The sequence below is a fragment of the Pseudescherichia vulneris NBRC 102420 genome, assembly GCF_000759795.1.
GTDB classification, from domain to species: domain Bacteria; phylum Pseudomonadota; class Gammaproteobacteria; order Enterobacterales; family Enterobacteriaceae; genus Pseudescherichia; species Pseudescherichia vulneris.
The window spans coordinates 425,669-450,699 of the sequence record NZ_BBMZ01000008.1; the positions used below are offsets into that span (position 1 = coordinate 425,669).

Consider the following 25,031-nt stretch of genomic DNA (forward strand, 5'->3'; position numbering starts at 1 on the left):
CATGGCAACTGTTTCCATGCGCGACATGCTCAAGGCTGGTGTTCACTTTGGTCACCAGACCCGTTACTGGAACCCGAAAATGAAGCCATTCATCTTCGGCGCACGTAACAAAGTTCACATCATCAACCTTGAGAAAACTGTACCAATGTTCAACGAAGCCCTGGCTGAGCTGAACAAGATCTCTTCCCGTAAAGGTAAGATCCTGTTTGTTGGTACTAAGCGCGCTGCGAGCGAAGCGGTGAAAGAAGCGGCTAACAGCTGCGATCAGTTCTTCGTGAACCATCGCTGGCTGGGCGGTATGCTGACCAACTGGAAAACCGTTCGTCAGTCTATCAAACGTCTGAAAGACCTGGAAACTCAGTCTCAGGACGGTACCTTCGACAAGCTGACCAAGAAAGAAGCGCTGATGCGTACCCGTGAGCTGGACAAGCTGGAAAACAGCCTGGGCGGTATCAAAGACATGGGCGGCCTGCCGGACGCACTGTTTGTTATCGACGCTGACCACGAGCACATCGCGATCAAAGAAGCAAACAACCTGGGTATCCCAGTATTTGCTATCGTTGATACCAACTCCGATCCGGACGGCGTTGACTTCGTTATCCCAGGTAACGACGACGCAATCCGTGCAGTTAGCCTGTACCTGAGCGCTGTTGCTACTACCGTTCGTGAAGGCCGTTCTCAGGATCTGGCTTCCCAGGCGGAAGAGAGCTTCGTAGAAGCTGAATAATAAGGCACGCTCTCTGAGCCCCTTATTGAGCAGGTAGTACCGAGTTTGGTTAGGGGGCCTGTTTATGGCCCCCTTTTTCACTTTTAAGGCTGTTTGGTTTTACGACCAGGCAGGTCAAATCTTCCGAGGATTTTAGAATGGCTGAAATTACCGCATCCCTGGTAAAAGAGCTGCGCGAGCGTACTGGCGCTGGCATGATGGATTGCAAAAAAGCGCTGACCGAAGCGAACGGCGACATCGAGCTGGCAATCGAAAACATGCGTAAGTCTGGCGCGATCAAAGCGGCGAAAAAAGCAGGTAACGTTGCTGCTGACGGCGTGATCATCACCAAAATCGACGGCAACTACGGCGTGATTCTGGAAGTTAACTGCCAGACCGACTTCGTTGCTAAAGACTCTGGTTTCCAGGCGTTCGCTAACAAGGTTCTGGATGCAGCGGTTGCTGGCAAAGTTAGCGACGTTGACGTGCTGAAAGCACAGTTCGAAGAAGAGCGCGTAGCGCTGGTTGCGAAAATTGGTGAAAACATCAACATTCGCCGCGTAGCTACCCTCGAAGGCGACGTGTTGGGCTCTTACCTGCACGGCGCGCGCATCGGCGTTCTGATCGCTGCTACCGGCGCTGACGAAGAGCTGGTGAAACAGCTGGCAATGCACGTTGCTGCAAGCAAGCCTGAATTCGTTAAGCCGGAAGACGTCTCTGCTGAAGTAGTAGAGAAAGAGTACCAGGTTCAGCTGGACATCGCCATGCAGTCTGGCAAGCCGAAAGAGATCGCAGAGAAGATGGTTGAAGGCCGCATGAAGAAATTCACCGGCGAAGTCTCTCTGACCGGTCAGCCGTTCGTTATGGACCCGAGCAAAACCGTTGGCCAGCTGCTGAAAGAGCACAACGCTGACGTCACTAACTTCATCCGTTTTGAAGTGGGTGAAGGCATCGAGAAAGTTGAGACTGACTTCGCAGCAGAAGTTGCTGCCATGTCCAAGCAGTCTTAAGTGGTCTGAAAGAAGCCGCCTGAGGGCGGCTTCTTTTTGTATCCAGCGTAAGCTGTATACTACATACGTTGTATCCGGAATTAACCCCCTCTCAATCGTTGAACGTCTCAGGAAAGAATCATGGCTACCAATGCAAAACCCGTCTATAAACGCATCCTGCTTAAGCTCAGCGGCGAAGCGTTACAGGGCACCGAAGGCTTCGGTATCGACGCAAGCATCCTTGACCGCATGGCTCAGGAGATCAAAGAGCTGGTGGAGTTGGGCATCCAGGTAGGCGTCGTCATTGGTGGTGGTAACCTTTTCCGTGGCGCAGGTCTGGCGAAAGCGGGGATGAACCGCGTAGTGGGCGACCACATGGGTATGCTGGCAACGGTCATGAACGGCCTGGCAATGCGTGATGCGCTCCACCGCGCCTATGTGAACGCCCGCCTGATGTCCGCTATTCCACTGAATGGCGTGTGTGATAACTACAGCTGGGCTGAAGCCATCAGCCTGCTGCGTAACAACCGGGTGGTGATCCTCTCTGCCGGTACCGGTAACCCGTTCTTTACCACCGACTCCGCAGCCTGCCTGCGCGGGATCGAGATCGAAGCGGACGTGGTGCTGAAGGCGACCAAAGTCGACGGCGTATTTACTGCCGATCCGGCAAAAGATCCGGCTGCTACCATGTACGATCAGCTGAGCTACAGCGAAGTGCTGGATAAAGAGCTGAAGGTGATGGATCTGGCGGCCTTTACCCTGGCCCGTGACCACAAGCTGCCGATTCGTGTTTTCAACATGAACAAGCCTGGCGCGCTGCGCCGCGTGGTAATGGGCGAAAAAGAAGGCACTTTGATCACGGAGTAATTTCCGTCATCAACAAATAGAGGTAAGATTCCGCTTTAACAGTAAAGCGGTTCTTATCAGACACCTTTTACCGTGTCATAGATTAAACGGGGCTATACTTAGCACACTTTACGGCGTGCTGACGTATGGTCTGCCTGAGACAAGTTTTCAAGGATTCGTAACGTGATTAACGATATCAGAAAAGATGCCGAAGTCCGCATGGATAAATGCGTTGAAGCATTCAAAACCCAAATCAGCAAAGTGCGCACCGGTCGTGCTTCCCCAAGCCTGCTCGACGGCATTATGGTGCCGTACTACGGTACGCCGACGCCGCTGCGTCAGCTGGCTAACATCACCGTTGAAGACTCCCGCACGCTGAAAATCAACGTGTTCGATCGCTCTCTGAGCCCGGCGGTTGAGAAGGCAATCATGGCGTCTGACCTCGGTCTGAACCCAAGCTCTGCCGGCACCGACATCCGCGTTCCGCTGCCGCCGCTGACCGAAGAGCGTCGTAAAGACCTGATCAAAGTGGTGCGTGGCGAAGCCGAAGGCGCACGCGTAGCGGTACGTAACGTACGCCGTGATGCCAACGACAAAGTGAAAGCGCTGCTGAAAGATAAAGCGATCAGCGAAGATGAAGATCGTCGCTCGCAGGACGACGTGCAGAAGCTCACCGACGTAGCCATCAAGAAGGTGGATGCGGCGCTGGCGGAAAAAGAAGCGGAACTGATGCAGTTCTGATCCCGCGCACGTGATTAAACAAAACGCCGTTCAGAGAAGCCTTACCGGGTTTTTGCTGGCGGCGTTTTGCTATGTTGCTCTTCTTAAGCCACCTTTGGACACCTCTCTCTCATGAAGCAGCTCACCCTCCTTGGCTCAACCGGCTCTATCGGTTGCAGTACTCTTGATGTGGTTCGCCACAATCCCGATCGCTTTACCGTTACGGCGCTGGTTGCTGGCAAAAACGTGGCCCGTATGGCAGAGCAGTGCCTGGAGTTTACGCCGCGCTACGCGGTGATGGACGATGCCGCCAGCGCCCGCGAACTCAAAGAGACGCTGGCACAGCACGGTAGCCGTACCGAGGTGCTGAGCGGCCAGCAGGCCGCCTGCGACATGGCCGCGCTGGACGAGGTCGATCAGGTGATGGCCGCTATCGTTGGGGCCGCGGGCCTGCTGCCGACCCTGGCGGCGATCCGCGCCGGGAAGCGCGTGCTGCTGGCTAACAAGGAGTCGCTGGTCACCTGTGGCCGCCTGTTTATGGAGGCGGTGAAAGAGAGTGGGGCGCAGCTTCTGCCGGTGGATAGCGAGCATAACGCCATTTTTCAGAGTTTACCGCAACCCTTCCAGCGCAACCTGGGGTACGCTGACCTCGAGCAAAATGGCGTAGCATCCATTCTGCTTACCGGGTCTGGTGGTCCCTTTCGTGAGACGCCGCTGTCTGAACTGGCTGCAATGACGCCGGATCAGGCCTGCCGCCATCCGAACTGGTCAATGGGACGTAAAATCTCCGTTGATTCCGCCACCATGATGAACAAAGGTCTGGAATATATTGAAGCGCGCTGGCTGTTTAACGCCTCTGCCCGCCAGATGGAAGTGCTGATCCACCCCCAGTCGGTGATCCACTCTATGGTACGTTATCTGGATGGCAGCGTGTTAGCGCAGCTGGGTGAGCCGGATATGCGCACGCCTATCGCCCATACGATGGCCTGGCCGGATCGCGTCAGCTCTGGCGTCAAGGCCCTCGATTTTTGCTCGCTCAGCACGTTGAGCTTTGCCGCCCCGGACTATGACCGCTATCCCTGCCTGAAGCTGGCAATGGAGGCGTTTGAACAGGGCCAGGCCGCGACAACAGCGCTGAATGCAGCAAATGAGGTGACGGTTGCCGCATTCCTGGACTCGCGCATTCGCTTTACCGATATCGCTGCCCTTAATCTATCCGTACTAGAACGTATGGATCTGCGCGAACCGCAGAGCATCGAGGATGTTCTGGCTGTGGACGCGCTGGCCCGCGAGACGGCGCAGAAACAGGTGAGCCATCTCGCAAGCCGGTGATATTGCAGCCATGAATGGCCGTGATATTTGTTAGCGTTCGGCTTCAGTGATATAGTCTGCGCCACCCGATCGCTGGTCTCAGGGCCGGAGCGGTCAGGTAAGCCGTGGTTTGACACGGCTTTTTTTACGTAAAGGCTTCAGTATTTCTGAGTACCGCTAAATCCTTTTCAGGGACTTAAAACGCGTTATGTTGTCAATGAACCTTCCTTTAAGCGAGAATTTGCCAGCACATGGCTGCCGCCATGTGGCGATAATTATGGATGGCAATGGTCGCTGGGCAAAAAGACAAGGGAAGATACGAGCCTTTGGACATAAAGCCGGAGCGAAGTCCGTCCGCCGCGCAGTCTCCTATGCTGCGAACCACGGCATCGACGCGCTAACGCTGTATGCTTTTAGCAGTGAGAACTGGAACCGTCCGGCGCAGGAGGTCAGCGCGCTGATGGAGCTGTTTGTGTGGGCGCTGGATAGCGAAGTAAAAAGCCTGCATCGTCACAATGTACGCCTGCGCGTCATCGGTGACACCAGCCGTTTTAACTCACGTCTGCAAGAGCGTATTCGCAAAGCGGAGGCGTTAACCGCGCAAAATAGCGGGCTGACGCTGAATATCGCCGCGAATTATGGCGGACGTTGGGATATTATTCAGGGAGTACAGCAGTTAGCGGTACAGGTACAAGAAGGGCTGTTACGCCCGGACCAAATTGATGAAGAGGCGCTGAGTAAGCAAATCTGCATGCATGAACTGGCTCCAGTGGATTTAGTGATAAGGACAGGGGGGGAGCACCGCATCAGTAACTTTTTGCTGTGGCAGATTGCCTATGCTGAACTTTACTTCACGGATGTTCTTTGGCCTGATTTCGATGAACAAGACTTTGAAGGTGCGCTGCATGCCTTTGCCAATCGAGAGCGTCGTTTCGGCGGCACCGAGCCTGGTGGCGACAAAGCCTGATGGGGGTAGCTTTTGCTGAAGTATCGCCTGATTTCTGCTTTTGTATTAATACCCGTCGTCATTGCGGCGCTATTTTTACTCCCCCCGGTGGGGTTTGCTCTGGTCACGCTCGCGGTCTGTATGCTGGCCGCCTGGGAGTGGGGCCAGCTTAGCGGCTTTACTTCACGCACGCAGCGGGTATGGCTGGCCGTGCTCTGCGGCCTGCTGCTGGCGGTGATGCTGTTTACGATCCCGGAGTACCACCATAACGTTCATCAGCCGCTGGTTGAGGGCTCGCTGTGGGCTTCGCTGGGCTGGTGGATCGCCGCGCTGCTGCTGGTGCTGTTCTATCCCGCCTCGGCGGCGCTGTGGCGCCACTCTAAGGCGCTGCGCCTGCTGTTTGGCATCCTGACCATCGTGCCCTTTTTCTGGGGTATGCTGGCTCTGCGCGCCTGGCACTATGATGATAACCACTACAGCGGCGCGCTGTGGCTGCTTTACGTCATGATCCTCGTCTGGGGTGCGGATTCCGGCGCGTACATGTTCGGCAAGCTGTTCGGCAAGCATAAGCTGGCGCCGAAGGTGTCGCCGGGGAAAACCTGGCAGGGCTTTATCGGCGGCCTGTTTACGGCGGCGGTGATCTCCTGGGGCTACGGCATGTGGGCAAACCTTGAGGTGACGCTCTCTACGCTGCTGATCTGCTCCGTGGTTGCGGCGCTGGCCTCGGTGCTGGGGGACCTCACCGAAAGTATGTTTAAGCGTGAAGCCGGTATCAAAGATAGCGGTCACCTTATTCCAGGACACGGCGGTATTCTCGATCGCATCGACAGCCTGACGGCGGCAGTACCGGTGTTTGCCTGCCTACTGCTGCTGGTCTTTGGGACGATTTAACGGATGATTTTATGCTGAGCATTCTCTGGAATCTGGCAGCGTTTATTGTTGCGCTGGGCGTGCTGATTACCGTGCACGAGTTTGGCCATTTCTGGGTTGCTCGCCGCTGCGGCGTCCGGGTTGAGCGCTTTTCCATTGGTTTTGGCAAAGCGCTCTGGCGTCGCACCGACAAGCAGGGCACCGAGTTTGTTATCGCCCTCATCCCGCTAGGGGGCTATGTCAAAATGCTCGACGAGCGCGTCGAGCCGGTGATCCCCGAGCTGCGTCACACCGCCTTTAATAACAAGACCATTGGCCAGCGCGCCGCCGTGATCGCCGCGGGCCCCGTGGCTAACTTCCTCTTTGCTATCTTTGCCTACTGGCTGGTGTTCATCATCGGCGTCCCTGGCGTTCGTCCGGTTATTGGTGAAATTACGCCCAACTCCATTGCCGCCAGCGCACAAATCGCCCCGGGGATGGAACTTAAAGCCGTTGACGGTATCGAAACGCCAGACTGGGATGCCGTGCGTCTGCAGCTGGTGGATAAAATCGGCGACGAACAGACCACCGTTAGCATCGCGCCTTTTGGCAGCGACAGCCGCCAGCAGAAGACGCTGGATCTGCGCAACTGGGCGTTTGAGCCAGACAAGCAGGATCCGGTGGCGTCACTGGGCATCCAGCCGCGCGCGGCACAGATTGAGTCCGTGCTGGCAGAGGTGCAGTCCGGGTCGGCGGCAAGTAAAGCGGGTTTGCAAGCTGGCGACAGGATCGTTAAAGTCGATGGTCAGGCAATCACGCAGTGGATGACCTTTGTGACCCTGGTGCGCGATAATCCGGGTAAACCATTGGCGCTGGATATAGAAAGGCAGGGAACTCCCTTGTCTTTAACGCTGATACCAGATACAAAACCGGGTAGCGGCAAGGATGAAGGGTTTGCGGGCGTCGTGCCAAAGGTTATCCCGCTGCCGGACGAGTATAAGACAGTACGCCAGTATGGGCCGTTTGATGCCGTTGTCGAAGCCACGGGTAAAACCTGGCAGTTGATGAAGCTCACGGTCAGCATGCTGGGCAAATTGATCACCGGCGACGTCAAACTGAACAACCTCAGCGGGCCGATCTCGATCGCCCAAGGGGCTGGGATGTCTGCGGAGTTTGGGTTGATCTACTACCTGATGTTCCTCGCCTTAATCAGCGTGAACCTCGGGATTATCAACCTGTTCCCTCTACCGGTTTTAGATGGGGGACACCTGCTGTTTTTAGCGATAGAGAAGCTAAAAGGCGGGCCGGTATCCGAGCGGGTTCAAGACTTTAGTTATCGCATTGGCTCAATACTGCTGGTGCTGTTAATGGGGCTTGCACTTTTCAATGATTTCTCTCGGTTATGAGAGTTAGTTAGGAAGAACGCATAATAACGATGGCGATGAAAAAGTTGCTTATAGCGTCGCTGCTGTTTAGCAGCGCGACCGTATACGGTGCTGAAGGGTTCGTAGTGAAAGATATTCATTTCGAAGGCTTACAGCGTGTCGCCGTTGGTGCGGCCCTCCTCAGTATGCCAGTGCGTCAGGGTGACACGGTGACTGATGAAGACATCAGTAATACTATCCGTGCGCTGTTTGCCACCGGCAACTTCGAGGACGTTCGCGTCCTGCGCGATGGTGATACGCTTCTCGTGCAGGTTAAAGAGCGTCCTACCATTGCCAGCATCACCTTCTCGGGCAACAAGTCCGTTAAAGATGACATGCTGAAGCAGAACCTCGAAGCCTCCGGCGTGCGCGTGGGTGAATCACTTGACCGCACCACTCTGGCCGATATCGAAAAAGGTCTGGAAGATTTCTACTACAGCGTCGGTAAGTACAGCGCCAGCGTGAAAGCGGTCGTTACGCCGCTGCCGCGTAACCGCGTCGACCTGAAGCTGGTCTTCCAGGAGGGCGTCTCCGCCAAAATCCAGCAGATCAACATCGTCGGTAACCATGCATTCAGTACCGAAGAGCTGATCTCAACGTTCCAGCTGCGCGATGAAGTGCCGTGGTGGAACGTGGTGGGCGATCGCAAATACCAGAAACAGAAGCTGGCAGGCGATTTGGAAACGTTACGCAGCTACTACCTCGATCGTGGCTACGCGCGTTTCAACATCGACTCCACTCAGGTCAGCCTGACGCCGGACAAAAAAGGCATCTACATTACCGTTAACGTTACCGAAGGCGATCAGTACAAGCTTTCCAGCGTTGAAGTCAGCGGTAACCTGGCTGGTCACTCCGCCGAAATCGAGAGCCTGACGAAAATTCAGCCGGGCGAACTCTATAACGGCACCAAAGTGACCAAGATGGAAGACGACATCAAAAAGCTTCTGGGTCGCTATGGCTATGCCTACCCGCGCGTACAGTCTCAGCCTGAGATCAACGACGCGGATAAGACCGTGAAGCTGCACGTCAACGTTGATGCGGGCAACCGCTACTACGTGCGTAAGATCCGCTTTGAGGGTAACGATACCTCCAAAGATGCCGTTCTGCGCCGTGAAATGCGTCAGATGGAAGGCGCATGGCTGGGCAGCGATCTGGTCGATCAGGGTAAAGAGCGTCTGAACCGTCTCGGCTACTTCGAAACGGTGGATACCGATACCCAACGCGTCTCAGGCAGCCCGGACCAGGTTGACGTGGTCTACAAGGTGAAAGAGCGTAACACCGGTAGCTTCAACTTCGGCGTCGGCTACGGCACCGAGAGCGGCGTGAGCTTCCAGGTCGGCGTCCAGCAGGATAACTGGCTGGGTACCGGTTACTCGGTAGGGATCAACGGGACCAAGAACGACTATCAGACCTACTCTGAGCTGTCCGTGACCAACCCGTACTTCACCGTTGACGGCGTGAGCCTCGGCGGTCGTATCTTCTATAACGACTTCGAAGCGGATGATGCGGATCTCTCCTCGTACACCAACAAGAGCTACGGCCTTGACGGTACGCTGGGCTTCCCGGTCAACGAGTACAACACCCTGCGCCTCGGCTTAGGTTACGTACACAACGACCTGTCCAACATGGAGCCGCAGGTGGCCATGTGGCGTTATCTCGACTCGGTGGGGCAGAGCGCCAACACCCAGGACAACGATAACGGCTACAGCGCTGACGACTTCACCTTTAACTACGGCTGGACCTACAACCATCTTGACCGCGGCTACTTCCCGACGGACGGCTCGCGCGTCAACCTGAACGGTAAGGTCACCGTACCGGGCTCGGATAACGAGTTCTACAAGGTAACGCTGGACACCGCGACCTACGTCCCGCTGGATGACGATCACAAATGGGTGGTTCTGGGCCGTACCCGTTGGGGCTACGGTGATGGCTTAGGCGGCAAAGAGATGCCGTTCTATGAGAACTTCTACGCCGGCGGCTCGAGCACCGTGCGTGGCTTCCAGTCCAACAACATCGGTCCGAAAGCGGTTTACTACGGTGGTAACAACCAGGAGAACTGCCAGACTAACGTCGCAGGCACGCTCTGTAAGTCTGATGATGCTGTCGGCGGTAACGCCATGGGCGTCGCCAGCCTGGAAGTGATCACCCCGACGCCGTTCGTGAGCGAGAAGTATGCTAACTCGATCCGTACCTCGGTCTTCTGGGATGCGGGTACGGTGTGGGATACCAACTGGAACGACACGGCGGAAACACGTGCCGCTGGCGTGCCGGACTATAGCGATCCGAGCAATATCCGTATGTCTGCGGGTGTTGCACTACAATGGATGTCTCCGCTGGGGCCGTTGGTCTTCTCCTACGCCCAGCCGTTTAAGAAATACGAAGGAGACAAAGCAGAACAGTTCCAGTTTAACATTGGTAAAACCTGGTAATTGCGCTGCGCAACGGAATGCACAGGTAGTGTAGCGCTGGTGTAGGCGATCAAGAGGTCGCTTCGCCACGCAAAGAAGGTATCTACGGATACATTGGGATGGTAAGGAGTTTATTGTGAAAAAGTGGTTAGTAGCTGCGGGTCTCGGTTTAGCGATGGTTACCTCTGCTCAGGCAGCGGACAAAATTGCGATCGTTAACATGAACAGCCTGTTCCAGCAGGTCGCTCAGACTACCGGTGTGTCCAAAACGCTGGAAAACGAGTTCAAAGGCCGCGCCAGCGAACTGCAGAGCCAGGAAAACGATCTGCAGGGCAAAATGCAGCGTCTGCAGCGTGACGGCTCAACGATGAAAGCGTCCGATCGTAGCAAGCTGGAAAAAGACCTCATGTCTCAGCGCCAGGCCTTCTCTCAGAAAGCCCAGGCATTTGAGCAGGATCGTGCGCGTCGTTCTAACGAAGAGCGTGGCAAACTGGTTAACCGTATCCAGTCTGCTGTGAAAAAAGTGGCAGCCGACCAGAGCATCGATCTGGTTGTTGACGCAAATACCGTTGCTTACAACAGCAGTGACGTAAAAGACATCACCGCTGATGTGCTGAAACAGGTTAAATAAGTAATGTCTACTATTCGACTGTCTGATTTAGCTCAACAGTTGGATGCAGAGTTACACGGTGATGGCGATATCGCCATCACCGGCGTTGCGTCCATGCAGTCCGCTAAAGCAGGTCAAATCACCTTCATGGTAAATCCAAAATACCGTGAACATCTGGCTGCTTGCCAGGCCTCTGCTGTCGTGATGACGCAGGACGACCTTCCCTTTGCCCACGGCCCCGCGCTGGTAGTGAAGAACCCCTACCTGACGTATGCCCGGATGGCACAAATTCTTGATACCACGCCGCAGCCGGCACAGGACATCGCCCCGAGTGCGGTGATCGATCCTACGGCGAAGCTGGGTAACAACGTCTCTATTGGCGCAAACGCCATTATCGAATCAGACGTCGAGCTGGGCGATAACGTAGTGATTGGCGCAGGCTGCTTCGTGGGTAAAAAGACAAAAATCGGTGCAGGCTCGCGTTTGTGGGCCAACGTGACCATTTACCACGAGATTGAAATCGGTGAAAATTGCCTCATTCAGTCCAGCACCGTGATCGGTGCGGATGGCTTTGGCTATGCCAACGATCGCGGCAACTGGGTGAAGATCCCCCAGCTTGGTCGGGTGATCGTCGGCGATCGTGTTGAGATCGGCGCCTGTACCACCATTGATCGTGGTGCGCTTGACGACACCATTATTGGCAACGGCGTTATCATTGATAACCAGTGTCAGATTGCACATAACGTCGTGATTGGCGACAATACCGCAGTTGCTGGCGGCGTCATCATGGCGGGCAGTTTAAAAATTGGCCGCTACTGCATGATTGGCGGTGCGAGCGTGATCAACGGTCACATGGAAATCTGCGATAAGGTCACCGTAACGGGCATGGGTATGGTGATGCGTCCCATTACTGAACCGGGCGTCTACTCATCAGGTATCCCGCTGCAACCCAATAAAACCTGGCGAAAAACAGCAGCGCTGGTGATGAATATTGATGACATGAGCAAGCGACTCAAGGCTCTTGAGCGCAAGGTCGTGCAGCAAGACGAATAATTCACCCGTTTTACGCCCAAACTTCTCGGCCTGACGGCATTAGATTGCCGCGGGCCGTGTTATTATTGCCATTCAGTATTTTTTGACAGGAAGAGTATTTTGACTACTGACACTCATACTCTGCACATTGAAGAGATTTTAGAACTTCTGCCGCACCGCTACCCGTTTTTACTGGTTGACCGCGTGCTGGATTTCGAAGAAGGTCGTTTTCTGCGCGCAGTAAAAAATGTTTCGGTTAATGAACCCTTTTTCCAGGGCCACTTCCCTGGTAAACCGATTTTTCCGGGCGTTTTGATTCTGGAAGCCATGGCGCAGGCCACCGGCATTCTGGCGTTTAAAAGCGTAGGAAAACTGGAACCTGGCGAGCTGTACTACTTTGCCGGTATCGATGAAGCCCGCTTCAAACGTCCGGTAGTGCCAGGGGATCAGATGATCATGGAAGTCACGTTTGAGAAAACGCGCCGTGGTCTGACCCGCTTTAAAGGCGTGGCAACGGTCGACGGTAAAGTTGTTTGTGAAGCTACTATGATGTGTGCACGTAGCCGGGAGGCCTGATACGTGATTGATAAAACTGCCTTTGTTCATCCTACCGCCATCGTGGAAGAGGGTGCCGTTATCGGCGCTAACGCCCACATTGGCCCGTTCTGTATTGTTGGACCCCATGTTGAAATTGGTGAGGGTACCGTACTGAAGTCTCACGTTGTCGTAAACGGCCACACCAAAATTGGTCGCGACAACGAGATCTATCAGTTCGCCTCCATCGGTGAAGTGAACCAGGATCTTAAATATGCTGGCGAACCAACCCGGGTGGAAATTGGCGATCGTAACCGCATTCGCGAAAGCGTAACCATTCACCGTGGTACCGAACAGGGCGGTGGTTTGACGAAGGTGGGCAGCGGTAACCTGCTGATGATCAACGCACACGTTGCGCATGATTGTACGGTAGGGAACAACTGTATCCTCGCTAACAACGCAACGCTAGCGGGCCACGTTTCGGTCGACGATCATGCCATCATCGGTGGCATGACGGCGGTACACCAGTTCTGCATCATCGGCGCGCACGTAATGGTGGGCGGCTGCTCTGGCGTTGCCCAGGACGTGCCACCGTACGTGATTGCCCAGGGTAACCACGCCACGCCGTTCGGGGTTAACATCGAAGGGCTGAAACGTCGCGGCTTCAGCCGTGAAGCGTTGATCGCCATTCGCAACGCCTACAAGCTACTCTACCGCAGCGGTAAGACGCTGGAAGAGGTGAAGCCTGAGATCGCCGAGCTGGCGGAAGCGCACCCGGAAGTCCGCGCGTTCAGCGAGTTCTTTGCGCGCTCGACGCGGGGCCTGATCCGTTAATGGTTGACGATCGTCCGCTTACGATTGCCCTGGTCGCCGGAGAAACCTCCGGCGATATTCTTGGTGCCGGGCTTATTCGTGCGCTCAAGCAGCGCGTGCCTAACGCCCGCTTCGTTGGCGTGGCTGGCCCGCTGATGCAGGCCGAAGGCTGCGAAGCCTGGTATGAGATGGAAGAGCTGGCGGTAATGGGCATCGTTGAGGTGCTGGGCCGTCTGCGTCGCCTTTTGCATATCCGTGCCGATCTGACGCGCCGCTTTACCGCGCTTAAGCCGGACGTGTTTGTCGGCATCGATGCTCCGGACTTCAACATTACCCTTGAGGGCAACCTCAAACAGCAGGGTATTAAAACGATTCACTACGTCAGCCCCTCCGTCTGGGCCTGGCGACAGAAACGCGTTTTCAAAATAGGCAGATCCACCGATCTGGTGCTGGCTTTCCTGCCTTTCGAAAAAGCGTTTTATGACCGCTTTAACGTGCCGTGCCGCTTTATCGGCCATACCATGGCGGACGCCATGCCGCTGGATCCCGATAAAAACGCCGCTCGCGACGCGCTTGGGCTCTCCCATGACGCCCATTGCCTGGCTCTGCTGCCAGGCAGCCGCGGCGCGGAAGTCGAGATGCTCAGCGCTGACTTCCTGCGCACCGCGCAGATCCTGCGCCAGCACTATCCCGATTTAGAGGTGGTGGTGCCGCTGGTCAATGCCAAACGCCGGGAGCAGTTCGAGCGCATTAAAGCCGAGGTCGCACCGGATCTGGTGGTTCACCTGCTGGACGGCAAAGGCCGCGAGGCGATGGTGGCCAGCGACGCCGCGCTGCTGGCCTCTGGCACCGCCGCGCTGGAGTGCATGCTGGCAAAATGCCCGATGGTGGTCGGCTATCGCATGAAGCCGTTTACCTTCTGGCTGGCAAAACGACTGGTGAAAACCGACTACGTTTCGCTGCCTAACCTGCTGGCCGGGCGCGAACTGGTGAAAGAGCTGTTGCAGGACGAGTGTCAGCCGCAGCTGCTGGCGGATGCGCTGCTGCCGCTGCTGGCCCGGGGCAACACCAGCCACGCCATGCATGACACCTTCCGTGAACTGCATCAGCAGATCCGCTGCAATGCAGATGAACAGGCGGCGGATGCTGTGCTGGAGCTAGCAAAATGAATGAATTTATCTATCCGCACCACCACTTAGTGGCGGGTGTGGATGAGGTGGGCCGTGGCCCACTCGTCGGCGCAGTCGTTACGGCGGCGGTGATCCTTGACCCCGCCAGGCCCATTATCGGCCTGAACGACTCCAAAAAACTGAGCGAAAAACGCCGCCTGGCGCTGTTTGCTGAGATTCAGGAAAAAGCGCTATGCTGGAGTCTGGGCCGCGCCGAACCGCATGAAATTGACGAGCTGAACATTCTGCATGCGACTATGCTGGCGATGCAGCGCGCCGTGGCCGGGCTATCCGTTGTTCCCGAATACGTGCTGATCGACGGCAACCGCTGTCCGGCCCTGCCTGTGCCGTCAATGGCGGTGGTAAAAGGCGATAGCCGGGTGGCGGAAATTAGCGCGGCCTCCATTATTGCCAAAGTCACGCGCGATGCCGAGATGGCTGCGCTTGACCTGACGTTCCCTCAATATGGCTTTGCGCAGCATAAAGGGTATCCGACCGCTTTCCATCTGGAGAGACTGGCGGAGCACGGCGCGACAGAGCATCACCGGCGTAGCTTTGCGCCAGTAAAACGCGCGCTGGGGCTGGTCTCCTGATTGCTGCACCAAAATAAGTAGAATGGATTAAGATGGCTGAACCACGTTATGTCCACCTGCGGGTGCACAGCGACTACTCCATGATCGATGGGCTGGCTAAGACCGGGCCGCTGGTAAAAAAGGCGGCCGCGTTGGGTCAGCCTGCGCTGGCGATCACCGATTTTACCAACCTCTGCGGTCTGGTTAAGTTCTACGGAACGGGCCACGGGGCAGGGATTAAGCCAATCGTTGGGGCGGATTTTCACGTCCAGAGCGATATCATGGGCGACGAGTTTACCCAAATTACGGTGCTCGCGGCCAACAACACCGGCTACCAGAACCTGACGCTGCTTATCTCACGCGCCTACCAGCGTGGCTACGGCGCGCTGGGGCCGTGGATCGACCGGGATTGGCTGGCAGAGCTGGGCGAAGGGCTGATCCTGCTCTCCGGCGGACGCATGGGCGACGTGGGCAAAAGCCTGCTGCGCGGCAACGCGGCGCTGGTGGATCAGTGCGTAAGCTTCTATGAAACCCACTTCCCGGATCGCTTCTATCTGGAGCTGATCCGTACCGGTCGTCCTGACGAAGAGAGCTACCTGCACGCCGCGGTTGAGCTGGCCCAGGAGCGTGGTCTGCCGGTCGTGGCGACCAACGACGTCCGTTTTATCGACAGCGGTGATTTTGACGCCCACGAAATTCGCGTGGCTATTCACGACGGCTTTACCCTCGACGATCCCAAGCGCCCGCGCCTCTATTCACCGCAGCAGTATATGCGCAGCGAAGAGGAGATGTGTGAGCTCTTCTCCGACATCCCGGAAGCGCTGGAGAACAGCGTTGAGATTGCCAAACGCTGCAACGTCACCGTGCGTCTCGGCGAATACTTCCTGCCGCAGTTCCCCACCGGCGACATGACCACGGAAGATTTCCTGGTCCTGAAGTCGAAAGAGGGGCTGGAGGAGCGTCTGGAGTTCCTCTTCCCGGACCCGGCGGAGCGCGCCGAGAAGCGCCCAGCGTACGACGAACGCCTCGACGTTGAGCTGAAAGTGATCAACCAGATGGGCTTCCCGGGCTACTTCCTGATCGTGATGGAGTTTATCCAGTGGTCGAAGGATAACGGCGTCCCGGTAGGGCCTGGGCGTGGTTCTGGCGCGGGATCGCTGGTGGCTTATGCGCTGAAGATCACCGACCTCGATCCGCTGGAGTTTGACCTGCTGTTCGAACGCTTCCTGAACCCGGAGCGTGTCTCAATGCCTGACTTCGACGTTGACTTCTGCATGGAGAAACGTGACCAGGTGATCGACCACGTGGCAGAGATGTACGGTCGCGAGGCGGTGTCGCAGATTATCACCTTCGGTACGATGGCGGCGAAAGCGGTGATCCGCGACGTGGGCCGCGTGCTGGGCCACCCCTACGGCTTTGTGGATCGCATCTCCAAGCTGGTGCCGCCGGATCCGGGCATGACCCTGGCGAAAGCCTTTGAGGCCGAGCCGCAGCTGCCGGAGATCTACGAGGCTGATGAAGAGGTCAGAGCCCTCATCGACATGGCGCGCAAGCTGGAAGGGGTGACGCGTAACGCCGGTAAGCACGCCGGTGGCGTGGTGATCGCGCCAACCAAAATTACCGATTTTGCGCCGCTCTACTGCGACGAAGCCGGGCAGCATCCGGTTACCCAGTTTGATAAGAACGACGTGGAGTACGCGGGACTGGTGAAGTTCGACTTCCTCGGCCTGCGTACGCTGACGATCATCGACTGGGCGCTGAAGATGATCAACCCGCGCCGGGCGAAGCAGGGGCTGGAGCCGATTGATATCGCCGCGATCCCTCTCGACGACAAGAAAAGTTTTGATATGCTGCAGCGCTCGGAAACCACCGCGGTCTTCCAGCTTGAATCCCGCGGCATGAAGGATCTGATTAAACGTCTGCAGCCTGACTGCTTCGAAGATATGATCGCCCTGGTGGCCCTGTTCCGTCCTGGTCCGTTGCAGTCCGGGATGGTAGATAACTTTATCGACCGTAAGCATGGCCGGGAAGCGATCTCCTATCCTGACGTGCAGTGGCAGCACGAGTGCCTGAAGCCGGTGCTGGAGCCGACCTACGGCATCATCCTCTATCAGGAGCAGGTGATGCAGATTGCCCAGGAGCTCTCCGGCTATACGCTGGGCGGCGCGGACATGCTGCGTCGTGCGATGGGTAAGAAGAAGCCGGAAGAGATGGCCAAGCAGCGCTCGGTCTTTGAAGACGGGGCGAGAAAGAACGGCATTGACGGTGAGCTGGCGATTAAAATCTTTGACCTGGTAGAGAAATTCGCCGGTTACGGATTTAACAAATCGCACTCCGCTGCCTATGCTTTGGTGTCGTATCAGACGCTGTGGCTGAAGGCCCACTATCCCGCTGAATTTATGGCGGCGGTAATGACGGCGGATATGGACAACACCGAGAAGGTGGTGGGGCTGGTGGATGAGTGCTGGCGGATGGGGTTAAAGATCCTGCCGCCGGATATCAACTCCGGGCTGTACCATTTTCACGTTAACGACGACGGCGAGATTGTCTACGGGATCGGCGCCATCAAGGGCGTGGGTGAAGGCCCGATTGAAGCCATTCTGGAGGCGCGAAATAAAGACGGCTACTTCCGTGAGCTGTTCGACCTTTGCGCCCGCACCGACACCAAGAAGCTTAACCGTCGGGTTCTGGAGAAGCTGATTATGTCCGGGGCGTTTGACCGCCTCGGGCCGCACCGCGCCGCGCTGATGAACTCGCTGAACGATGCGCTGAAAGCCGCCGATCAGCATGCTAAGGCAGAGGCAATCGGCCAGGCGGATATGTTTGGCGTGCTGGCGGAGGAGCCAGCGCAGATCGAGCAGTCCTACGCCAACTGCCAGCGCTGGCCGGAGCAGGTGGTGCTGGATGGGGAGCGTGAAACGTTGGGGCTCTACCTGACGGGTCACCCGATTACCCAGTATTTAAAAGAGATTGAGCGCTATGTCGGCGGGCTTCGGCTCAAAGACATGCACCCGACAGAGCGTGGTAAGATCACCACCGCTGCGGGGCTCGTCATTGCGGCGCGGGTTATGGTCACCAAGCGCGGCAATCGTATCGGCATCTGTACGCTGGATGACCGTTCCGGCCGTCTGGAGGTGATGTTATTCACCGACGCGCTGGATAAATACCAGCAATTGCTGGAAAAAGACCGCATACTCATCGTCAGCGGACAGGTCAGCTTTGATGACTTCAGTGGGGGGCTTAAAATGACCGCCCGCGAAGTGATGGACATTGACGAAGCCCGGGAAAAATATGCTCGCGGGCTTGCTATCTCGCTGACGGACAGGCAAATTGATGACCAGCTTTTAAACCGACTCCGTCAGTCTCTGGAACCCCACCGTTCGGGAACAATTCCAGTGCATCTCTACTACCAGAGAGCGGATGCGCGCGCCCGGTTGCGCTTTGGTGCAACATGGCGTGTCTCTCCGAGCGATCGTTTACTTAACGATCTACGTGGCCTGGTTGGCCCGGAGCAGGTGGAACTAGAGTTTGACTAATACAGGAATACTATGAGTCTGAATTTCCTTGATTTCGAACAGCCGATCGCCGAGCTGGAAGCGAAAATCGATTCCCTGACGGCAGTGAGCCGCCAGGATGAAAAACTGGATATTAACATCGACGAAGAGGTGCATCGTCTGCGCGAAAAAAGCGTAGAGCTGACGCGTAAAATCTTTGCCGATCTCGGCGCATGGCAGGTCGCGCAACTGGCGCGCCATCCACAGCGTCCGTACACCCTGGATTATGTCCGCCTGGCGTTTGATGAGTTCGACGAGCTGGCCGGGGACCGCGCCTACGCTGACGATAAAGCCATTGTGGGCGGTATCGCGCGTCTGGACGGGCGTCCGGTGATGATCATTGGTCATCAGAAAGGGCGTGAAACCAAAGAAAAAATCCGCCGTAACTTCGGTATGCCAGCACCGGAAGGCTACCGCAAAGCGCTGCGCCTGATGGAGATGGCCGAGCGTTTCAACATGCCGATCATTACCTTCATCGACACCCCGGGTGCTTACCCAGGCGTGGGTGCGGAAGAGCGCGGCCAGTCTGAAGCCATTGCCCGCAACCTGCGTGAGATGTCGCGTCTGAACGTGCCGGTGATCTGCACCGTCATCGGTGAAGGCGGCTCCGGCGGCGCGCTGGCTATCGGCGTGGGCGATAAAGTTAACATGCTGCAGTACAGCACCTACTCGGTGATCTCCCCGGAAGGCTGTGCGTCTATTCTGTGGAAGAGCGCCGATAAAGCGCCGCTGGCAGCAGAAGCGATGGGTATTATCGCTCCGCGTCTGAAAGAGCTGAAGCTGATCGACTCCATTATTCCAGAGCCGCTGGGTGGCGCGCACCGCAACCCGGAAGCGATTGCCGCGTCGCTGAAGGCGCAGCTGCTGGAAGATCTGGCCGATCTGGACGTGCTGAGCAAAGATGAGCTGCGTGACCGTCGTTACCAGCGCCTGATGAGCTACGGCTACGCCTGATCTCTTTAGAACGCCGGGCGGCGCTCACGCGTGCCCGGCCTACAAAACCCGCTCGCCTCAACTATGCTTACCTGTGAATTCGCACGGAGGTAAGCATTGAATATCATCGCCATTATGGGGCAGCAGGGCGTTTTTTATAAAGACGAGCCCCTCAAAGAGCTTCACCTTGCGCTGGAGCAGCAGGGTTTCCAGCTCATCTACCCCACCAGCAGCAACGACCTGTTAAAACTCATCGAACACAACCCGCGCATCTGCGGCGTCATCTTTGACTGGGATCGGCATGGCCTCGATCTGTGCAGCGAGATCAACCAGCTCAACGAGTATCTGCCGCTCTACGCCTTTATCAATACTCACTCAACGATGGACGTCAGCGCCCACGATATGCGTATGGCGCTCTGGTTTTTCGAGTACGCGCTGGGCGTGGCCGACAGCATTTCGACGCGTATCCGCCAGTATACTAACGAGTACCTGGACCAGATCACGCCGCCGTTTACCCGCTCGCTGTTCACCTATGTGAAAGAGGGTAAGTACACCTTCTGTACGCCCGGACACATGGCCGGTACCGCCTACCAGAAAAGCCCGGTGGGCTGCCTGTTCTATGACTTTTTCGGCGGCAATACCCTCAAGGCCGACGTCTCGATCTCCGTGACCGAGCTGGGATCCCTGCTCGATCATACCGGCCCGCACCTGGAGGCCGAAGAGTATATCGCCCGCACCTTTGGTGCCGAGCAGAGCTACATGGTGACCAACGGCACCTCGACCTCCAACAAGATTGTTGGCATGTACGCCGCGTCTGACGGCAGCACGCTGCTTATCGATCGCAACTGCCACAAGTCGCTGGCCCACCTGCTGATGATGAGCGACGTGGTGCCAATCTGGCTCAAGCCGGGACGCAACGCGCTGGGTATTTTAGGTGGCATTCCCCGTCGCGAGTTTAGCCATGAAAGCATTACAGAGAAGGTGGCAGCGACGCACGGGGCCAGCTGGCCGGTTCACGCGGTGATCACCAACTCTACCTATGACGGGCTGCTCTATAACACCAACTGGATCAAAGAGACCCTGGACGTGCCGTCGATTCACTTCGATTCGGCGTGGGTTCCCTACACTAACTTCCACCCCATCTACGAAGGCAAGAGCGGCATGAGTGGCGATCGCGTGCCGGGCAAAGTTTTCTTTGAAACCCAGTCGACGCACAAGATGCTGGCCGCGTTCTCCCAGGCATCGCTGATCCACGTTAAAGGCGAATATGACGAAGATACCTTTAACGAAGCCTACATGATGCATACCACCACCTCGCCCAGCTATCCGCTGGTGGCCTCTATCGAGACGGCGGCGGCGATGCTGCGGGGCAATCCGGGTCGACGGCTGATCAACCGCTCCGTCGAGCGCGCGCTTCACTTCCGTAAAGAGGTGCAGCGGCTGAAAGACGAGGCGGAGGGCTGGTTCTTCGATATCTGGCAGCCGGAGGATATTGAAGAGGCCGACTGCTGGCCGGTTGCGCCGGGTGAGGCATGGCACGGCTTCCGCGAGGCGGATGCGAACCATATGTTCCTCGATCCGGTCAAGGTGACGATTCTGACGCCGGGCATGGACGAGCAGGGCAACATGGGTGAGGAGGGCATTCCCGCCGCGCTGGTGGCGAAATTCCTCGACGAGCGCGGCGTGGTAGTGGAGAAGACCGGCCCCTACAACCTGCTGTTCCTCTTTAGCATTGGTATCGATAAAACCCGGGCGATGGGACTGCTGCGCGGCCTGATGGAGTTTAAGCGCGCCTACGATCTCAACCTGCGGGTGAAGAACATGCTGCCGGATCTCTACGCGGAGGATCCCGACTTCTACCGCAACATGCGCATTCAGGATCTGGCCCAGGGGATCCACAAGCTGATCTGCCAGCACGAGCTGCCGCGCCTGATGCTCCAGGCCTTCGACGTGCTGCCGCACATGATCATGACCCCGCATCAGGCGTGGCAGCTCCAGGTCAAAGGCGAAGTGGAGACCGTCGAGCTGGAGGCGCTGGTGGGAAGAGTCTCTGCCAATATGATCCTGCCGTATCCACCGGGCGTGCCGCTGCTGATGCCAGGAGAGATGATCACCGAGCGCAGCCGGGCGGTGCTCGATTTTCTGCTGATGCTCTGCGCCATCGGCCGCCACTATCCCGGTTTTGAAACGGATATCCACGGTGCGAAGCGCGATGAGGACGGCGTTTACCGGGTAAGGGTCTTAAAACAGGCCTGACCCCCTTGCGCAGGGATGCGCAGCGTCGTAACGTTGGCATGAAAAAAGGAGGGGTTATGCTTGGTTTAAAAAAGGTTCACCACATCGCGATCATTGCGACGGATTATGCGAAGAGCAAAGCGTTTTACTGCGACATCTTAGGCTTTACGCTGCAAAGCGAGGCCTATCGTGAAGAGCGGGACTCATGGAAGGGCGATCTGGCGCTGAACGGCGAGTATGTGATTGAGCTTTTCTCCTTTCCTTTCCCCCCCGCGCGGCCCAGCCGCCCGGAAGCCTGCGGCCTGCGCCATCTGGCCTTTAGCGTGGACGACGTAGAGCGGGCGATAACCCACCTGCAACAGCACGGCGTTGAGTGCGAGCCGGTGCGTATCGATCCCTTCACCGGCAAGCGCTTCACCTTTTTCACCGATCCCGACGGTCTGCCGCTGGAGCTGTACCAGCAGGAATGACGCCTTCAACCCTTATGCAAAGTCTGCACGCCTGCCGCCGGTTTCTGGTGGCGTTTAGCGGCGGGCTGGATTCCACCGTTCTGCTGCACCAGCTGGTGCAGTGGCGCATGCAGCAGCCTGACGTTTCCCTGCGGGCGATCCACGTTCATCATGGGCTCAGCACAAACGCCGATGCCTGGGTAACTCACTGCCAGCAGGTATGCCGCCGCTGGGATGTGCCGCTGAGCGTAGTCCACGTGACGCTGGCGGCGGACGGTTTAGGCATTGAAGGCCAGGCGCGTAAGGCGCGCTATCAGGCTTTTGCCGAGGCGCTGCTGCCGGGGGAGGCGCTGCTTACCGCCCAGCATCAGGATGACCAGTGCGAAACGCTGCTGCTGGCGCTGAAGCGCGGCAGCGGCCCGGCGGGGCTGGCGGCCATGCCTGCCGAGCTACCCTTCCACGGCACCCAACTGCTGCGCCCGTTGCTCAATGAAACCCGTGAAACGCTGGAGCAGTGGGCCTGCGCCCATCGGTTAAGCTGGATCGAAGATGAGAGTAACCAGGACGCCAGCTACGATCGCAACTTTATCCGCCTGGAGGTTCTACCCCTGCTGAAGCAGCGCTGGCCGCACTTTGCCAACGCGGCGGCGCGCAGCGCGGCGCTGTGCGGTGAGCAGGAGCAGCTTCTGGACGAGCTGCTGGCAGACGAGCTGGCGGGCCTGGTCAGCACAGAGGGAGCATTAACCGTTGCGCCCTTGATGACCATGAGCGCCAATCGCCGGGCGGCGCTTCTCCGCCGCTGGCTGGGCGGGCTGGGTGCGCCAATGCCGTCACGGGATCTGCTGACCCGCATCTGGCAGGAGGCGATCCTCGCCCGGGAGGACGCGTCTCCGCGTCTGGTGCTGGGATCTCATGAGATCCGCCGCTTTCAGGGCCAGCTGTGGTGGGTGAAAAGCACCTCCAGCCAGCGGCAAACCGTTATTCGCTGGTCCGCGCCATGTGCGCCGCTGACGCTACCCAACGGGCTGGGAGAGCTGGCGCTAGTGCCAGGGGGCGATATTCGCCCGCCGCAGCCAGATGAGCCGGTAACGGTGCGCTTTCATGCGCCGGGGATGCTCTACATCGCAGGACGCCACGGCGGGCGCAAGCTGAAAAAAATCTGGCAGGAGCTGGGGGTCGCCCCCTGGCTGCGGGATACCACGCCCATCCTGTTTTACGGCGAAACGCCGATCGCGGCGGCAGGGCAGTTTGTGACGCAGACAGGGCTAGCGGAAAACGCTGAAGGGTTACGGCTGACGTGGCGGAAATGACGGGCAGCATGCTGCCCGCTGGAACAGGTTCAGGATTCGCTCACCACAACGGTGCCGATATCCGGGTGGCTAAAGCTGGCAATTTTGTCGAGACGGAGTTCACGCGTTTCACCTGCTGCATCGACGAGCAGGTACTCAACGTTCTTACGCGAGACTAAATCGCTGGCTTTGCCCTTGAGCTCTTCGCCATCTTTCAGCGTCAGCGTCAGTAATAGATGCTGCTGGCAGGCGAGTTCAAGGTTGTCATAGTCATCGCAGTTGATGGGTTGATACGTTTCATTCATTGACATAATCGCTCACCAGTAAGTTCGCGGCAGCATAGGCTGCCTTTTCCCTGACGGGCTCAGGAAGCACATCGTCCGATGCCACTTCATTGAGCGCTTTTAACACGCAGCCCAGCGCATCCGGGATAAACCCTAAGTCTCCGCTGGCAATCTCCGCATACCGCTTGCGTATTAACTCACAATAATTGTCCACATGCCCTCCTGTCAGTGTACCGACTTCACCGTGGGATGTAAGTTTAAGCCTACGAAGATAAACTCTGTTTCGCAAGGTGACTATACCATACTCATCCCGGCAATATCAGCGGGCTGAATGTTTGCTACAATAGGCGCTATTTTGCGAAGGAGCGACAACATGGCATTGAAAGCAACCATTTATAAAGCGACGGTGAACGTGGCCGATCTGGACCGTAACCAGTTTCTTGATGCCACCCTGACTCTGGCGCGCCACCCTTCTGAAACCCAGGAGCGTATGATGCTGCGCCTGCTGGCGTGGATCAAATTTGCCAACGAGCGGCTGCAGTTTACCCGTGGGCTGAGCGCGGAAGATGAGCCGGAAGCCTGGCTGCGCAACGATCATCTGGGGATCGACCTGTGGATTGAGTTGGGGCTACCGGAGGAGCGACGCATCAAGAAAGCCTGCACCCAGTCGAAAGAGGTGGCTCTCTTTACCTACAACAGCCGGGCGGCGCAGGTCTGGTGGCAGCAGAACCAGAGCAAGCTGGCTGGATTCAGTAACCTGAGCATCTGGTATCTCGATGATGAGCAGCTGGCGCAGCTGAGCGCATTTGCCTCCCGCACCATGGTGCTTCAGGCCACTATTCAGGATGGCGCAATCTGGCTCTCGGACGCGGAGAATAACCTGGAGATCCACCTGACAACCTGGCAGAGCGCGGCATGATTGAGATTTCACGCAGCGTTGCTATTCCCGACAGCGAGATCGAGCTGACCGCCATTCGCGCCCAGGGCGCGGGTGGGCAGCACGTGAATAAAACCTCCACGGCGATCCACCTGCGCTTCGATATTAAAGCCTCCAGCCTGCCGGATGCGTACAAAGAGCGCCTGCTGGCGGCCAGCCATCATCTCATTACCAGCGATGGCATGGTGGTGATCAAGGCTCAGGAGTACCGCAGCCAGGAGATGAACCGCGAAGCGGCGTTGGCCCGTCTGGTGTCGCTAATTCAGGAGCTGATGGTGGAGCAGAAGAGCCGCCGTCCTACGCGTCCGACGCGGGCGTCGAAAGAGCGGCGTCTGGCAACCAAGTCGCAAAAGTCGTCGGTAAAGGCGATGCGCGGCAAGGTGCGCGGCGGAGAGTAGAGGAAGCACGCCCGGCAGACAGC

General features: G+C 57.2%; 24 protein-coding genes. 22 read left to right on the forward strand and 2 right to left on the reverse strand.

Features of this window, described 5'->3' with window-relative positions; genetic code table 11:
- Position 1: 1 nt before the first annotated feature.
- The 20 genes from rpsB (at position 2) to tilS (ending at position 23,410) form a co-directional block, all read left to right on the forward strand.
- A complete protein-coding gene (rpsB, locus tag EV102420_RS07820) occupies positions 2–727 on the forward strand; it encodes a 30S ribosomal protein S2 (RefSeq protein ID WP_042390612.1) in 726 nt (241 codons plus the stop codon).
- 137 nt (positions 728–864) lie between these two features.
- Complete coding sequence (gene tsf, locus EV102420_RS07825; RefSeq protein WP_042390614.1) at positions 865–1,716, forward strand: translation elongation factor Ts; 852 nt, start codon at positions 865–867, stop codon at positions 1,714–1,716.
- Positions 1,717–1,836: 120 nt separating this feature from the next.
- Entirely contained in the window at positions 1,837–2,562 is a 726-nt protein-coding gene (pyrH, locus tag EV102420_RS07830) for a UMP kinase (RefSeq protein ID WP_042390616.1), read from the forward strand.
- A 162-nt stretch (positions 2,563–2,724) separates the two neighbouring features.
- The gene (gene frr, locus EV102420_RS07835; protein WP_042390618.1) at positions 2,725–3,282 is read left to right on the forward strand and encodes a ribosome recycling factor; all 558 of its coding nucleotides are present in this window, start codon (positions 2,725–2,727) and stop codon (positions 3,280–3,282) included.
- A 111-nt stretch (positions 3,283–3,393) separates the two neighbouring features.
- On the forward strand, positions 3,394–4,593 hold the full coding sequence (gene ispC / locus EV102420_RS07840; protein WP_042390620.1) for a 1-deoxy-D-xylulose-5-phosphate reductoisomerase: 1,200 nt from the start codon (positions 3,394–3,396) through the stop codon (positions 4,591–4,593).
- A 187-nt stretch (positions 4,594–4,780) separates the two neighbouring features.
- Positions 4,781–5,539 carry a (2E,6E)-farnesyl-diphosphate-specific ditrans,polycis-undecaprenyl-diphosphate synthase gene (gene ispU / locus EV102420_RS07845; protein ID WP_042390622.1) on the forward strand — a complete coding sequence of 253 codons (759 nt, stop codon included), beginning with the start codon at positions 4,781–4,783 and terminating at the stop codon, positions 5,537–5,539.
- A 12-nt stretch (positions 5,540–5,551) separates the two neighbouring features.
- Positions 5,552–6,409 carry a phosphatidate cytidylyltransferase gene (gene cdsA, locus EV102420_RS07850; protein WP_042390624.1) on the forward strand — a complete coding sequence of 286 codons (858 nt, stop codon included), beginning with the start codon at positions 5,552–5,554 and terminating at the stop codon, positions 6,407–6,409.
- An 11-nt stretch (positions 6,410–6,420) separates the two neighbouring features.
- Positions 6,421–7,773, forward strand: a complete 1,353-nt coding sequence (gene rseP, locus EV102420_RS07855) for a sigma E protease regulator RseP (RefSeq protein ID WP_042390626.1) — start codon at positions 6,421–6,423, stop codon at positions 7,771–7,773.
- 29 nt (positions 7,774–7,802) lie between these two features.
- Entirely contained in the window at positions 7,803–10,220 is a 2,418-nt protein-coding gene (gene bamA, locus EV102420_RS07860) for an outer membrane protein assembly factor BamA (protein ID WP_042390629.1), read from the forward strand.
- 115 nt (positions 10,221–10,335) lie between these two features.
- On the forward strand, positions 10,336–10,830 hold the full coding sequence (gene skp, locus EV102420_RS07865; RefSeq protein WP_042390631.1) for a molecular chaperone Skp: 495 nt from the start codon (positions 10,336–10,338) through the stop codon (positions 10,828–10,830).
- Between the two features lie 3 nt (positions 10,831–10,833).
- On the forward strand, positions 10,834–11,862 hold the full coding sequence (gene lpxD / locus EV102420_RS07870; protein WP_042390632.1) for a UDP-3-O-(3-hydroxymyristoyl)glucosamine N-acyltransferase: 1,029 nt from the start codon (positions 10,834–10,836) through the stop codon (positions 11,860–11,862).
- Positions 11,863–11,961: 99 nt separating this feature from the next.
- Positions 11,962–12,417 carry a 3-hydroxyacyl-ACP dehydratase FabZ gene (fabZ, locus tag EV102420_RS07875; RefSeq protein WP_006173598.1) on the forward strand — a complete coding sequence of 152 codons (456 nt, stop codon included), beginning with the start codon at positions 11,962–11,964 and terminating at the stop codon, positions 12,415–12,417.
- A 3-nt stretch (positions 12,418–12,420) separates the two neighbouring features.
- Positions 12,421–13,209, forward strand: coding sequence for an acyl-ACP--UDP-N-acetylglucosamine O-acyltransferase (lpxA, locus tag EV102420_RS07880; RefSeq protein ID WP_042390639.1), 789 nt, complete (start codon positions 12,421–12,423; stop codon positions 13,207–13,209).
- A complete protein-coding gene (lpxB, locus tag EV102420_RS07885; protein WP_042390640.1) occupies positions 13,209–14,357 on the forward strand; it encodes a lipid-A-disaccharide synthase in 1,149 nt (382 codons plus the stop codon). Before lpxA ends, lpxB begins: the two co-directional genes overlap by 1 nt.
- A complete protein-coding gene (rnhB, locus tag EV102420_RS07890) occupies positions 14,354–14,950 on the forward strand; it encodes a ribonuclease HII (protein ID WP_042390641.1) in 597 nt (198 codons plus the stop codon). Before lpxB ends, rnhB begins: the two co-directional genes overlap by 4 nt.
- Positions 14,951–14,982: 32 nt before the next feature.
- A complete protein-coding gene (dnaE, locus tag EV102420_RS07895; protein WP_042390642.1) occupies positions 14,983–18,465 on the forward strand; it encodes a DNA polymerase III subunit alpha in 3,483 nt (1,160 codons plus the stop codon).
- Positions 18,466–18,477: 12 nt separating this feature from the next.
- Positions 18,478–19,437 carry an acetyl-CoA carboxylase carboxyl transferase subunit alpha gene (accA, locus tag EV102420_RS07900; RefSeq protein WP_042390644.1) on the forward strand — a complete coding sequence of 320 codons (960 nt, stop codon included), beginning with the start codon at positions 18,478–18,480 and terminating at the stop codon, positions 19,435–19,437.
- A 96-nt stretch (positions 19,438–19,533) separates the two neighbouring features.
- On the forward strand, positions 19,534–21,672 hold the full coding sequence (locus EV102420_RS07905) for a lysine decarboxylase LdcC (RefSeq protein WP_042390645.1): 2,139 nt from the start codon (positions 19,534–19,536) through the stop codon (positions 21,670–21,672).
- Positions 21,673–21,728: 56 nt separating this feature from the next.
- Positions 21,729–22,121: a VOC family protein gene (locus tag EV102420_RS07910; protein ID WP_042390647.1), complete on the forward strand. Its 393-nt coding sequence runs from the start codon at positions 21,729–21,731 to the stop codon at positions 22,119–22,121.
- A complete protein-coding gene (tilS, locus tag EV102420_RS07915; protein ID WP_042390649.1) occupies positions 22,118–23,410 on the forward strand; it encodes a tRNA lysidine(34) synthetase TilS in 1,293 nt (430 codons plus the stop codon). The genes EV102420_RS07910 and tilS overlap by 4 nt, the downstream gene beginning before the upstream one ends.
- 29 nt (positions 23,411–23,439) lie before the next feature.
- On the opposite strand, the gene rof is transcribed toward tilS, so the two are convergent.
- Both rof and EV102420_RS07925 read right to left on the reverse strand, forming a co-directional pair.
- On the reverse strand, positions 23,440–23,700 hold the full coding sequence (gene rof, locus EV102420_RS07920; protein ID WP_042390651.1) for a Rho-binding antiterminator: 261 nt from the start codon (positions 23,698–23,700) through the stop codon (positions 23,440–23,442).
- A complete protein-coding gene (locus EV102420_RS07925) occupies positions 23,687–23,887 on the reverse strand; it encodes a YaeP family protein (RefSeq protein WP_042390653.1) in 201 nt (66 codons plus the stop codon). The genes rof and EV102420_RS07925 overlap by 14 nt, the downstream gene beginning before the upstream one ends.
- Positions 23,888–24,046: 159 nt before the next feature.
- Here EV102420_RS07925 and EV102420_RS07930 point away from each other — a divergent pair, with 159 nt between their 5' ends.
- Positions 24,047–24,592, forward strand: a complete 546-nt coding sequence (locus EV102420_RS07930; protein WP_042390655.1) for a YaeQ family protein — start codon at positions 24,047–24,049, stop codon at positions 24,590–24,592.
- A complete protein-coding gene (gene arfB, locus EV102420_RS07935; RefSeq protein WP_042390657.1) occupies positions 24,589–25,008 on the forward strand; it encodes an alternative ribosome rescue aminoacyl-tRNA hydrolase ArfB in 420 nt (139 codons plus the stop codon). The genes EV102420_RS07930 and arfB overlap by 4 nt, the downstream gene beginning before the upstream one ends.
- The last annotated feature ends 23 nt before the right edge of the window (positions 25,009–25,031 follow it).

What these genes read in the sequence shown, in the direction of transcription:
- rpsB (WP_042390612.1), top strand. Translation starts at nt 2, where the DNA reads ATGGCAACTGTTTCCATGCGCGACATGCTCAAGGCTGGTGTTCACTTT.
- tsf (WP_042390614.1), top strand. Translation starts at nt 865, where the DNA reads ATGGCTGAAATTACCGCATCCCTGGTAAAAGAGCTGCGCGAGCGTACT.
- pyrH (WP_042390616.1), top strand. Translation starts at nt 1,837, where the DNA reads ATGGCTACCAATGCAAAACCCGTCTATAAACGCATCCTGCTTAAGCTC.
- ispC (WP_042390620.1), top strand. Translation starts at nt 3,394, where the DNA reads ATGAAGCAGCTCACCCTCCTTGGCTCAACCGGCTCTATCGGTTGCAGT.
- ispU (WP_042390622.1), top strand. Translation starts at nt 4,781, where the DNA reads ATGTTGTCAATGAACCTTCCTTTAAGCGAGAATTTGCCAGCACATGGC.
- rseP (WP_042390626.1), top strand. Translation starts at nt 6,421, where the DNA reads ATGCTGAGCATTCTCTGGAATCTGGCAGCGTTTATTGTTGCGCTGGGC.
- bamA (WP_042390629.1), top strand. Translation starts at nt 7,803, where the DNA reads ATGGCGATGAAAAAGTTGCTTATAGCGTCGCTGCTGTTTAGCAGCGCG.
- lpxD (WP_042390632.1), top strand. Translation starts at nt 10,834, where the DNA reads ATGTCTACTATTCGACTGTCTGATTTAGCTCAACAGTTGGATGCAGAG.
- lpxB (WP_042390640.1), top strand. Translation starts at nt 13,209, where the DNA reads ATGGTTGACGATCGTCCGCTTACGATTGCCCTGGTCGCCGGAGAAACC.
- rnhB (WP_042390641.1), top strand. Translation starts at nt 14,354, where the DNA reads ATGAATGAATTTATCTATCCGCACCACCACTTAGTGGCGGGTGTGGAT.
- dnaE (WP_042390642.1), top strand. Translation starts at nt 14,983, where the DNA reads ATGGCTGAACCACGTTATGTCCACCTGCGGGTGCACAGCGACTACTCC.
- accA (WP_042390644.1), top strand. Translation starts at nt 18,478, where the DNA reads ATGAGTCTGAATTTCCTTGATTTCGAACAGCCGATCGCCGAGCTGGAA.
- EV102420_RS07910 (WP_042390647.1), top strand. Translation starts at nt 21,729, where the DNA reads ATGCTTGGTTTAAAAAAGGTTCACCACATCGCGATCATTGCGACGGAT.
- tilS (WP_042390649.1), top strand. Translation starts at nt 22,118, where the DNA reads ATGACGCCTTCAACCCTTATGCAAAGTCTGCACGCCTGCCGCCGGTTT.
- rof (WP_042390651.1), bottom strand. Translation starts at nt 23,700, where the DNA reads ATGTCAATGAATGAAACGTATCAACCCATCAACTGCGATGACTATGAC.
- EV102420_RS07930 (WP_042390655.1), top strand. Translation starts at nt 24,047, where the DNA reads ATGGCATTGAAAGCAACCATTTATAAAGCGACGGTGAACGTGGCCGAT.
- arfB (WP_042390657.1), top strand. Translation starts at nt 24,589, where the DNA reads ATGATTGAGATTTCACGCAGCGTTGCTATTCCCGACAGCGAGATCGAG.